The following is a 10,868-nucleotide window of genomic DNA, read 5'->3' as shown; positions in this document are numbered from 1 at the left end:
ATTAAACAAGATATAAAGATGCAAGAATATCTCAGCTTATTTGTCAAGTCCATCTTTGTAGACAACATGGTCTTTGCATACTATCTCGGTATGTGTTCGTACCTTGCTGTCTCCAAGAATGTCAAGACCTCTCTTGGCCTTGGTATAGCAGTTACTTTCGTCCTTGTCTGCACAGTGCCTATCAACTACCTGCTCGAGAACTATGTGCTCAAAGAAGGCGCGCTCTCTTGGTTGGGTGAGGGATACGAAGATATCAATCTCGGCTTCCTCGGTCTTATTATCTTCATTGCTGTCATCGCATCATTTGTTCAGCTTGTAGAGATGATTGTCGAGCGATTCAGCCCGTCACTGTATGCCTCTCTCGGTATCTTCTTGCCACTTATTGCGGTGAACTGTGCGATCCTCGGTGGGTCACTCTTCATGCAACAGCGCAATTTTGAGAACGTCGGTATGGCGACCACTTATGCATTCGGATCGGGTATCGGGTGGTTGCTTGCCATCATCGGTATGGCAGCTATACGTGAAAAGATAGCATACTCCGATGTCCCCAAGCCACTCAGAGGTCTCGGTATCACGTTCATCATCACAGGCTTGGCAGGTATTGCCTTCATGTGTTTCTCCGGACTTACGATCTAAGTCGCTCTGATTTCTCTAACTGATAACACAATACATATCATAATGATTTTTCTAGCAATATCAACCACAACGATCGTGGCGAGTGTACTTGTCTTCCTTGTGATTACGCTCGTATTGGTACTTGCCCTTCTCTTTGCGAAGTCAAAGCTCGTACTTTCAGGAAATGTCAAGTTGACGGTCAACGGAGAGAGAGAGTATGAGACACCTATGGGAGGCACGCTCCTCAATACACTTCAGAGCCAAGGGATCTTCCTTTCTTCAGCATGTGGTGGTTCCGGATCATGCGGACAGTGCCGATGCCGTGTCACCGAAGGTGGAGGAGAGATACTACCTACCGAAAAGCCATTCTTCTCTCGCAAAGAGATGAAAGCACACTGGCGCCTCTCATGCCAGACCAAGGTCAAGAACGACATGCAGGTCGTTGTGCCCGAAGAAGTCTTCGGAGTCAAGGAATGGGAGTGTACCGTCGTTTCCAATAAGAACGTCGCTTCTTTCATCAAGGAGTTTGTCGTTAAGTTGCCCGAGGGCGAAGTCCTCGACTTCAAGGCAGGTAGCTACGCACAGATCTCTATTCCGAAATACGACATCAAGTTCTCAGATATGGATATCGAGGATAGGTTTAAGCCCGAGTGGGACAAATTTAAGCTATGGCCTCTGACCTGTAAGAATACCGAAGAGACCGTACGTGCTTACTCTATGGCGAACTACCCTGCCGAGGGTAACATCATCACCCTCAACGTACGTATCGCCACACCTCCGTTCGACCGCTCGACCGGTACATGGCAGGCAGGTATCAGCCCCGGTATCTCATCATCATACATCTTCAGCCTCAAGCCCGGCGACAAGGTGACGATGTCAGGACCTTATGGAGACTTCCACATCCAAGATACAGACGCAGAGATGTTGTACATCGGTGGTGGAGCAGGTATGGCACCTCTCCGTGCACAGATACTTCACCTCTTCCGTACCCTTGAGACAGGTCGTAAGGTATCTTACTGGTACGGTGCACGTTCGAAGAACGAAATCTTCTATGAAGAAGACTTCCGCGAGCTCGAAGAGAAGTTCCCGAACTTCAAGTTCCACATCGCTCTCTCCGAACCACGCCCAGAGGATAACTGGACAGGCTACACAGGCTTTATCCACGAAGTCATCCGCGACAACTACCTCGCAGCACACGAAGCTCCCGAAGATATCGAATACTATATGTGCGGTCCCGGTCCTATGGCCAACGCCGTCAAGATTATGCTCGACAACCTCGGAGTTCCACGCGAACAGCTATACTTCGACGACTTCGGGTAATCCCCGTCGTCATTCCATAAAAGAACAGGCTCAATATCTGCTGGGTATTGAGCCTGTTCTTTTTGTTTTTGTGATTTTTATTTGGATGTTATCTTTTCTAAAAAATCATCCAATGCTTTTTTGAATTCTTCTGTTTGATATTCTATCTCTTTGGATTTTAATTTGATCAGCCCTTTCTCTGTTCCCATTTTTAGTAGTTTGACATGATCCATTCTTTTACTATGCAGGAGATAGGCTATTTCAAGAATGTGACTATCGCTCATTTTGACACCACAATAGATTGCTTTTATACACTCCGGACTTAGTCGTATGAGTTTGTCACCTCCCAGAGATATGAAAAAGCGAAATTCTTCTTCATGTTTCCAGTCTTTTGATTTTGTGTAGTATTTGTGAATGATGCCTTTCTCGTCTTTGTTGTAAAATAAAAATGGCGTAATATCATCTTTTTTTAAGTTATAATCTACTTTTCTCCATTTAATTCGTTTGATATAAATGTTCTTGATAAAGTTTAACGTCAGTTCGATATAAGAAAGAGATGTAATATATTGATTATTATAATGTTTAGTTTTTTGCGTGAGTTTTTTTTAGGTGCTTACATTGCCCTCAGATGTTTTTTCACTTGTGTCTGAACCCCAAAGACTTAGATGTTGGCTCTTCTTTGCGATTATCCTATTGAAATAGAATATATAAATAGATTGAATTACAGACACTTACTTATTTTACAGCATATTTTCTTAGATCGAACTGGCGTAGTTTAATGTATTCTTCTTGGGTTTACCATTTGAAAAATGGTACTTTCTTTACTTCTCCTATGTCTTTTTCATTGAAGAGGGCTTCTGCTAACCCTTGCTTATTAGAGTCTTCGCACCTTTCACTTGGATGCTTATGATATTTCTTTGTATTATAAAGATGATCTAGTGTGTAATAATCTAATGTTTTGATGAATCCTATTGTCAAATCGTGAATGATAAGCTTCGGATCATATTCAATACAGAATCCTTCAAGTTTGGTATAATAACTCCACATCAGCATATTATCATGTTTCGAGGTCGTACAGAGAATGCCAATTTTCTTTAGTTGCTTATCGTAAACTTCATTCGTTATTTCTTCATCTTCATTGAGAAGTTTATCCGAAACTTCTTTAACCTCTTCCTCTTGATAGCCTAATTCAATAAGTTTATGTTTAAGCCATTTGCCTTTTGAGACCGAATTCTCCTTTTTCTTATCTAATACAGCTCTTGCATTGTTTTTTATCTCTAATTGACAGTCGAACGGATCATTGAACCTTTTTGGACTTGAAAGAAAAACTTGACCAGAAAGACGACTTTCATTATACTTAGGGTCATATTTGTAGTACTTAAACAGGCGCTCGAGGATATCAGATGAGGCTATTTTTCAGTAGAATCTTGTTCCATAGTTTTGAAGGTTTGAAAATTAAAGATTTGTTTGCGTCATTTTGGTTCGAATATAATAAAATCTTACCACCTTTCCCTTTGATACTTGTAAAATATAAACCCTTTTGGCTTATTCAGATTTTGATTTCGATAAATACGTTTCCTATGGAGAATAAGTGGGCAGGCTTTGTATTATTTTCACTTTCATTAAACTTGAGGTGAGTGGGTTTTGAGACGGCGGAGGATGTGGTGGCGCGGTTGGGAGTCATTCAGGGGAAGGACTATAATGCGTTTAAGTGGGCTGTGAGGATTCATCTTAGAGGGTAAGCGGTGCTTTCTCTCATTCAGGGAGCTTTTGATGAGTACACCATATGCTTATAAGGATTGTGGAAAGGTTAATTTCATCACATAGTCGGTTTGGTGCTCTTGTATGATTTCAAAGCCGAGGTCTGTGTAGAGTTTAACGGCGTAGTTGTCTTTTTGCACGCTTAGCGATGCTTGTTTGTAGCCATATTCTTTGAGTAGGGTGATCATCTCTGTCATCAGTCTTTTGCCAATACCCTGACTACGAAACTCCTTGTACAGAGAGATCGAGAATTCGGGTGTTTCTTCATCTATGTTGCCATGACCTTTGATGGGACCGGACAGTATCCTGATCCAAACCGCACCGATAACCTTTCCTTCCATATCGGCAACCAAACAGTGGTCTCCAACTTTACTTCCGAAGTTTTCTATATAAACTTTAACTTCCGGAATCTCAATGATACTTCTCGGAAGTGTAGGGCTTCCCTCGGGGAGGAAAATTGCCTCGTAGAGAAAATCATCGAGGAGATGAATTTCGTCTTTTTTGAGGCTTCGGATGATGATGTTATTCATATATTTTTTTGTTCTGTGTTTGGAGCCGTCAAGCGGATTGCGGTAAAGATAAAGAAATTTCCTGATTGCCTGATGTTTTGAGGATCTGTTAGGGGAGTGCCTTGATCTTCTCAAAAAAAGGTTGTCTAACTTGATGAATCAAGGTAGGCATGTTGTTTCGTCAAGTTAGACACCTTAATTTGTCAAGTTAGACTTCTTAATTTATCGGCTTTGTTTCTGCTCTTTGTGTCTTTAGGTTTTGGCGGGCGAGTATGAGTCTGTAAGAGGCACTTTTTCTACCGGTGAAAAAGTTTTTCTGACAACTCCCTTTGTGGATATGGGAGTTCTTCAATGAGTTGAGCGGAGGGGAGATCGGGTAAACTGATGATTGAATTATCGGTGAGGGGATAAGTGGTTGATGTGTATTGATATATGCGGAATGTGTGTGGTTTTTGGGATGACAAATGGTATTCGATCTACGGATCTTAGGGCTTCTGAAAGTCGTGAGGGGGACGTGGCTTTTTTCGCTCGCTTGGCTTGATTTTGGGGGCTTTTCGTGCTTGATGCCGGGATGTGCATCTATGGGGGGATTTGGATATTACGAATATTATTCATACCTTTGCACTACAATTGAGATCGCGGAGTGGAGCAGTGGTAGCTCGTTGGGCTCATAACCCAAAGGTCGTAAGTTCGAATCTTGCCTCCGCAACTAAGAAGGAAAGGGGAATAACCAATCGGTTGTTCCCCTTTTCTATTTTGATAAGTGTCAGGATCTATACGGGTTTGCGTTTTGATTTCAGTTGAAGTAGAAAAAGAAAAATGCTACTGCAACCCATTCCCTTTTGACTCCTGTCGCTTTGCCGATTTGGGTGTTTTGTCTGTTGCGTACGGTGCCGTCCGATTCGACTTTGCCGATCTGTGAGTTGTTGCGATCATAGACCGTACCGTCGGATCTGATCTTTCCCACTTGCGAACCACTTCTGTCTCTCACTGTCCCGTCGGAGTCGATCTTTCCAATCTGTGAGTTGTTACGGTCACGTATGGTCCCGTCCGAATTGATCTTTCCGATCCGGGCATTGCTGCGGTTGTGTATTGTCCCATCGGTGGCGATTGAGCCGACCTGTTTGCCATCGCTCAGTTTGATCTCTTGAGCATAGAGTGTGGTGGCGCAAAAAAGAGCGCAGATAAGTAACATCAGGTGTCTCATAGTCATCTCAATGTGTTTTGGGTAAGTACAATGAGGGGCATATCCCTCCTCAATGAGACAAATATAATAATAATCGAGGCATATCAAACATTATCAAGGACTTGTTGGTTTTATGCATAAATAAATCAATAAAAGCGTAGATATATACTATAATGAAATTTGTTTCCTGGAACGTCAATGGGTTGAGAGCCTGCTTCGGCAAGGGCTTTCCTGACATTATGAAAGAGATAGATGCGGACTTCTTCTGTCTGCAAGAGACGAAGATGCAAGCCGGACAGCTCGATGCCGAAATAGAGGGCTATAAGTCGTACTGGTGCTATGCCGAGAAAAAAGGTTACTCGGGTACTGCTATTTACAGCAAGCATGAGCCATTGTCTATTGCCTATGGTATAGGTATGGAGGAGCATGATCGTGAGGGTCGTGTGATCACTCTTGAGATGCCGGACTTTTATCTTGTCACCTGCTATACGCCCAATGCTCAGGAGGAGCTCAAGCGTCTCGACTATCGTATGTCGTGGGAGGATGCTTTTCGTGCTTATCTGCTTGATCTTGATAGTTGTAAGCCTGTCATCGTATGCGGTGATCTGAATGTGGCACACAAGGAGATCGATCTCAAAAATCCTAAGACCAATCGTCGTAACCCGGGCTTCACGGACGAAGAGCGTGGGAAGTTCCAAAACCTTTTGGATGCAGGTTTTACCGATACATTCAGGTTTTTCTACCCTGATTTGGAGGGGGCTTATTCGTGGTGGTCTTATCGTTTTAAGTCTCGTGAAAAGAACACAGGCTGGCGGATAGACTACTTCCTCACGTCAGACAGATTGCAGTCTCGTCTGGAATCTGCCAAGATACACTCGGATATCTATGGCTCAGACCATTGTCCGGTGGAACTTATCTTGAAGGCTCAGTGATACAAAGAAAAAAAACAAAAAGAGGGACTCCGATGAGTTCCTCCTTTTTGTTTTTTGATACTACTGATTGTATCTCGCGCTGAGCTGATTGTGTATGAGCCTCTTGTTGTAGTCCATCACGATGGCGGGGAGGTGTCGTGATGTTATCTTTGGGGAGGAAATCGAGTCATTGGCAGGTAAGAGGACAGTTTTGATCGACTCTGCCGTTAGTTTGTTCGATTCGCTCTCAAAAGTATAGATGCTGTCTTTGGTGATCAGGTGATCTTCGCCCCATGAGATCACAGCATACGACATAGAGGTGGGATCAAATATATTGTGTCCATAAGAGATGATCTCATCTTCTACCCCGAGCAGGTAGAGTAGGGAGGGGTAGATGTCGGCTTGTTGGACGATCTTGTGGGTATATATATCCTCTTTGGGCAGGGGCTTGCCGGGGATATACCACAGCTGTGGTATAGCGAAGTTGCCGGGAAGATTGTCGTACACCGGGCTTGCCGACTGAGAGGTGTGATCGGCTGTGATGATGAAGATGGTCTTGTCAAACCAAGGCTCCTTCCGAGAGCGCTCAAAGAAGTCTTTCAGAGCATCATCGGAGTACGCTATCATCGTCTGTAGAGGGACATCACCCTTGGGGTACTTTCCTTCGTCCTCCTTGGGGAGCTTGAATGGTTCGTGGCTCGAAAGGGTGAATATAGTGCCTAACCATGGCTGCGAGAAACGACTGATTTGTTCGGGCAAAAATGGTAAGAACTTTTGGTCCCATATACCCCAAGCGTTGTCGTAGTCATCATCGTTGTTGTACTCTGTCATGCCTATATAGCCCGTATAGCCCATGTGCTTGGAGAAAGCATCAAAGCCCATTGAGCCATTTGGTGCACCGTGCATGAAGTAGGCATCTTTGTAGCCATGGCGACGGAGACAAGTGCCAAGACCGTCAATCTCGTTGCCGGAGTAGTTGCTTGTCACAAAGTTGATCCCGAGTGCCGGTACACTGGCGATGATGGATGGCATGGCATCGATCGACTTGCGACCGTTGGCAAAGGCATACTGCCATGAGACTGTCGCAGGATCGTTGATCAGTGTGTCAAAAAATGGGGTGTAGCCTTTTCCATCTTCCTGCATCGCTCCGATGTGCTCTTTTGCAAAGCTCTCGAGGATGAGTATCATGACGTTGAAGTCTTTGTAAGCCCCAAAGAGGGAGTCTGTTTCGCTCAGAGGTTGGGCTTTATAGTGTGCAGAGAAGAGGCGTTCGGCTTCTTCTTTTGGGATGTATTCGATCTCTTTGAGGACTTTTTTGTCCGCTGTTCGGATCATGCAGAACGGAGTGTTGAGCACAAGATCTCTATCTTTTACCTGCTCTACATAGGCTTGGGCATTGAATGGGGATAGCGGACGGATGCTGTGGATGAGTCCTCCGCGGATGCTTACGACAGTGGTGAAGACAGTAATCAACAGGATTATAATCGATGAAATCACCCTCCAAGCGACCGGCAATTTTTTTCTCGATGTATATTTGATGCGTGGATAAGCCCATATCAATGTTATGACCATGGCTATGGCGATGATGGTAAGCACAGGGTTCGTCCATGCCAAGCGGAGGACAAGGAGCACGGGATTATCTTCTCCAAACTCTTGAAAGACCGTGGAGGTCATCCTCTTGCGTACAAAGGGGAAATAGCCGGAGTCTCCGACATTGAGGATGATACCAGCAATATTGGGGATGAGAAATACCCACTTCATCGCCGGATAGGAGGCTCTGTGGGTACGGACTTTGACGGAAAAGAATCCAAGCACGACAAACAGCAACATATATATGCTGTTGAGATAGCCCATCGCTGCAAGATCAAATCTCTGTCCTCCGAGCCAGGCCGTCCAGAGCTCACCTGCCGACAGATGTTTGTAATATACATGGTTGTGGACGAAAAAGACCAACCTTCCGATGTTGAACATCAACCACGATAAAAATAGATGGTAGAAGAATACCAAGTATCTGTACCTCGTCTCTAATGCTTTCATATTTATAAAACTGCACAATAAACCTTAACAGTGTACAAAGGTAATGATTTTGGTATATATCTAATCGAGCGGACTTTAGATGTCATTACTATATCATCTTTGAAAAGAAGAACTGTCGGGATATGGGATTTTTCGATAACTTTGGGTCATCTAACCAATATCAAAAAGTTATGCGACAATTCTCATACACATATAACAATATAAAGACATGGGCTTTTGCTCTTGTGTTTATCTCGTTTTTTGCAGGGTGTTCGTCGGTGCCTTTGACGGGACGTAATCGAATCAATCTCGTGTCAGACAATGTTGTCTTGGAGACCAGTTTCAGACAGTACAACGATTTTATGCGCAAAGCCCCTATCTCTGACAATGCTCGCCAAACAGATAGAGTGAGGAGGATCGGCGTCAATATCGCTCGTGCTACGGAGTCTTACCTGAGATCCATAGGCATGGCAAGCGAAGTCGATAAGTTCAAGTGGGAGTTCAACCTTGTGAAATCCAACGAGGTCAATGCTTTCTGTATGCCTGGTGGGAAGATCGTTGTCTATGAGGGGTTGTTGAAGTATGCTGCAACCGATGATGAGCTGGCAACCGTAATGTCTCACGAGGTGGCGCATGCCCTCGCAAAGCACGCCAATGAGCGTATGAGCCAACAGATGATGAAGATGTATGGCGCTCAGGTTCTCAGCGTTGCTCTCTATGACAAGTCGTATGCTACCCGTCAGATAGCTTCTCTCGTGTATGGTCTTGGTAGCGATATCCTTGTAATGTTGCCTTATAGTCGTACCCATGAGTACGAAGCGGATCGGATAGGATTGTATCTCATGACTATTGCAGGATATGATCCTGCCAGCGCTGTGACCTTCTGGCAAAAGATGTCTGCAGGCAAAGGAGGAGACAAGGGGACGGATATGTTCAGTACTCACCCTTCGGATGCCGCGCGTATCAAGGCTATAAAAGAAGAGCTCCCAAAGATCAATGCAGCTCTCCAAGGGCAGCGTAGCGAGGTGTTCCCCCAACCCAAAGCTGCCAAGCGTCTTGAGACTCAGGAGACAAAGGCCAAAGGTGCTTCTCGAGGAAAGATCAAGACACACTACTGATAAGGTCCTTAGCCTGTTATTTGATTGATCAGGGGCTATAGGCTATACATAAGGGAATAGGATATATGACATCTTGAATGTGAGTCACGATATCGGATTTGGTCCGATGTTATGACTCATATTTATTTCTTTGTGGTGTTAGTGAAGTTTAAGGGATATCTCCTGACTTTACATTTTATGATATATTATATTTGTCTCATGATCTCACAATATATGACACTATGGTACTTTACGAATCTGTAAGAGAACTTCTCATTGTGATGCAATCCGGCACGGTCCGATCTGTAGCTGTTCAGGGAGTAAACCTTGGGGCGATCAGTGACAGTGTCCTCGCTGTGAAGTGGCAAGACTGTCTTTTTCTTGGGTGTGAAATGCCCGGAGAACTGGTTTGTTATTTGCAGGCAGACAATTATATTTTCCCTCGTTTGGACATGCCGTTCAGAACCTATCCCAACACTTTGTATTCGGGAGAGAGTCTCTATGATGGGTATGTCTGCGGTGATCCGGATTCGTATGATGCTTGCTATGACAAGCGTGTTTATGAGTATTATGTGCAGTCTCTGAAGACTTTGTCGATAAAGGACTCTTTGGCTCAGGCTCTTCATGATCACTCGATCACGGAAAATCTCAATGATTTCCTCAGTCCTTATCCCGTCCATAGACTTGTTGCAATCATGGGCGGGCACGGCCTCGGCCGGACAGACGCAATGTATCGACAAGTTGTATTGCTGTCCAAATCCCTCACCGAGCTTGGGTATCTCATGCTTTCCGGAGGAGGTCCCGGAGCTATGGAAGCCACACACCTCGGAGCATGGCTTGCAGGGAGGGCGGAGTCTGATGTTGACAAGGCTCTCGATGTCCTCAAGGCTGCACCTTTGTTCAAGGATGCCGGATGGCTTGATACAGCCTTGGAGGTCATACGCCGTTTGCCATGCGCAGATTATCGTAGCCTCGGTATCCCTACTTGGCATTACGGGCACGAATTGGCAACTCCTTTTGCGACAGATATTGCCAAATATTTTGCCAACAGTATCCGAGAGGAAGGTCTGCTTGCCTTGGCAAAGGGTGGTGTCATCTTTTCGCCGGGCAGTGCGGGCACGATGCAGGAGATCTTTCAGGATCTGGCTCAAAACCACTATGTGAGTTATGAGATGTCAAGTCCGATGATATTTTTGGGCAAACGCTATTGGAGCGAGGAGCGTCCTATTTATCCCCTTCTTGTCGATATGGTCGAAGCCGGCAAACTCAATCATATCATCTTATCCATCACAGATGACAATGCCGATGTCATCTCCTCCATTCGGGAATTTACAAAGGGGCAAGAATAACCACCCATCATCAGTCTTTCTTTCGACGGTTATAACTTCACCTCCGCGATTATTTTGGTGGAGGCGATTTTATATGACTTGAGTGAACTTTCCGGTTCCGAGCTTTACATTCCCTGTATCTATCC

The 10,868-nt window shown here is 44.7% G+C and carries 8 protein-coding genes and 1 tRNA gene; 6 read left to right on the top strand and 3 right to left on the bottom strand.

Going from position 1 to position 10,868, the window contains the following annotated elements; all coding sequences use genetic code 11:
- Positions 1-18 precede the first annotated feature (18 nt).
- A complete protein-coding gene (gene nqrE, locus Q4A14_RS02980) occupies positions 19-636 on the top strand; it encodes an NADH:ubiquinone reductase (Na(+)-transporting) subunit E (RefSeq protein WP_303169827.1) in 618 nt (205 codons plus the stop codon).
- A gap of 42 nt (positions 637-678) precedes the next feature.
- Positions 679-1,935, top strand: coding sequence for an NADH:ubiquinone reductase (Na(+)-transporting) subunit F (gene nqrF / locus Q4A14_RS02975; RefSeq protein ID WP_303169826.1), 1,257 nt, complete (start codon positions 679-681; stop codon positions 1,933-1,935).
- A gap of 1,769 nt (positions 1,936-3,704) precedes the next feature.
- Here nqrF and Q4A14_RS02970 read toward each other — a convergent pair.
- Positions 3,705-4,205: a GNAT family N-acetyltransferase gene (locus tag Q4A14_RS02970; protein WP_303169825.1), complete on the bottom strand. Its 501-nt coding sequence runs from the start codon at positions 4,203-4,205 to the stop codon at positions 3,705-3,707.
- A 616-nt stretch (positions 4,206-4,821) separates the two neighbouring features.
- Between Q4A14_RS02970 and Q4A14_RS02965 the strand changes: the two genes are divergently transcribed.
- Positions 4,822-4,893: transfer RNA gene (locus Q4A14_RS02965), tRNA-Met, on the top strand.
- A gap of 87 nt (positions 4,894-4,980) precedes the next feature.
- Here the strand turns inward: Q4A14_RS02965 and Q4A14_RS02960 are convergent.
- Complete coding sequence (locus tag Q4A14_RS02960) at positions 4,981-5,391, bottom strand: 5-fold beta-flower protein (protein ID WP_303169824.1); 411 nt, start codon at positions 5,389-5,391, stop codon at positions 4,981-4,983.
- 152 nt (positions 5,392-5,543) lie between these two features.
- On the opposite strand from Q4A14_RS02960, the gene Q4A14_RS02955 reads away from it, so the two are divergent.
- Positions 5,544-6,302 carry an exodeoxyribonuclease III gene (locus tag Q4A14_RS02955; protein WP_303169822.1) on the top strand — a complete coding sequence of 253 codons (759 nt, stop codon included), beginning with the start codon at positions 5,544-5,546 and terminating at the stop codon, positions 6,300-6,302.
- Between the two features lie 60 nt (positions 6,303-6,362).
- Here the strand turns inward: Q4A14_RS02955 and Q4A14_RS02950 are convergent, their stop codons facing one another.
- Positions 6,363-8,318, bottom strand: coding sequence for an LTA synthase family protein (locus Q4A14_RS02950; RefSeq protein WP_303169820.1), 1,956 nt, complete (start codon positions 8,316-8,318; stop codon positions 6,363-6,365).
- A 170-nt stretch (positions 8,319-8,488) separates the two neighbouring features.
- Here Q4A14_RS02950 and Q4A14_RS02945 point away from each other — a divergent pair, with 170 nt between their 5' ends.
- Both Q4A14_RS02945 and Q4A14_RS02940 read left to right on the top strand, forming a co-directional pair.
- Positions 8,489-9,415 (top strand): M48 family metallopeptidase, encoded by a 927-nt coding sequence (locus tag Q4A14_RS02945; protein WP_303169819.1) that lies wholly within the window; start codon positions 8,489-8,491, stop codon positions 9,413-9,415.
- A gap of 221 nt (positions 9,416-9,636) precedes the next feature.
- A complete protein-coding gene (locus tag Q4A14_RS02940) occupies positions 9,637-10,743 on the top strand; it encodes an LOG family protein (protein WP_303169818.1) in 1,107 nt (368 codons plus the stop codon).
- Positions 10,744-10,868: the final 125 nt, after the last annotated feature.

The sequence above is a fragment of the Porphyromonas sp. genome (genome assembly GCF_030529325.1).
Classification (GTDB): Bacteria; Bacteroidota; Bacteroidia; order Bacteroidales; family Porphyromonadaceae; genus Porphyromonas_A.
This window is presented reverse-complemented; position numbering and strand designations above follow the sequence as displayed.

What these genes read in the sequence shown, in the direction of transcription:
- Q4A14_RS02940 (WP_303169818.1), top strand. Translation starts at nt 9,637, where the DNA reads ATGGTACTTTACGAATCTGTAAGAGAACTTCTCATTGTGATGCAATCC.
- Q4A14_RS02955 (WP_303169822.1), top strand. Translation starts at nt 5,544, where the DNA reads ATGAAATTTGTTTCCTGGAACGTCAATGGGTTGAGAGCCTGCTTCGGC.
- Q4A14_RS02970 (WP_303169825.1), bottom strand. Translation starts at nt 4,205, where the DNA reads ATGAATAACATCATCATCCGAAGCCTCAAAAAAGACGAAATTCATCTC.
- nqrE (WP_303169827.1), top strand. Translation starts at nt 19, where the DNA reads ATGCAAGAATATCTCAGCTTATTTGTCAAGTCCATCTTTGTAGACAAC.
- Q4A14_RS02945 (WP_303169819.1), top strand. Translation starts at nt 8,489, where the DNA reads ATGCGACAATTCTCATACACATATAACAATATAAAGACATGGGCTTTT.
- Q4A14_RS02960 (WP_303169824.1), bottom strand. Translation starts at nt 5,391, where the DNA reads ATGAGACACCTGATGTTACTTATCTGCGCTCTTTTTTGCGCCACCACA.
- nqrF (WP_303169826.1), top strand. Translation starts at nt 679, where the DNA reads ATGATTTTTCTAGCAATATCAACCACAACGATCGTGGCGAGTGTACTT.
- Q4A14_RS02950 (WP_303169820.1), bottom strand. Translation starts at nt 8,318, where the DNA reads ATGAAAGCATTAGAGACGAGGTACAGATACTTGGTATTCTTCTACCAT.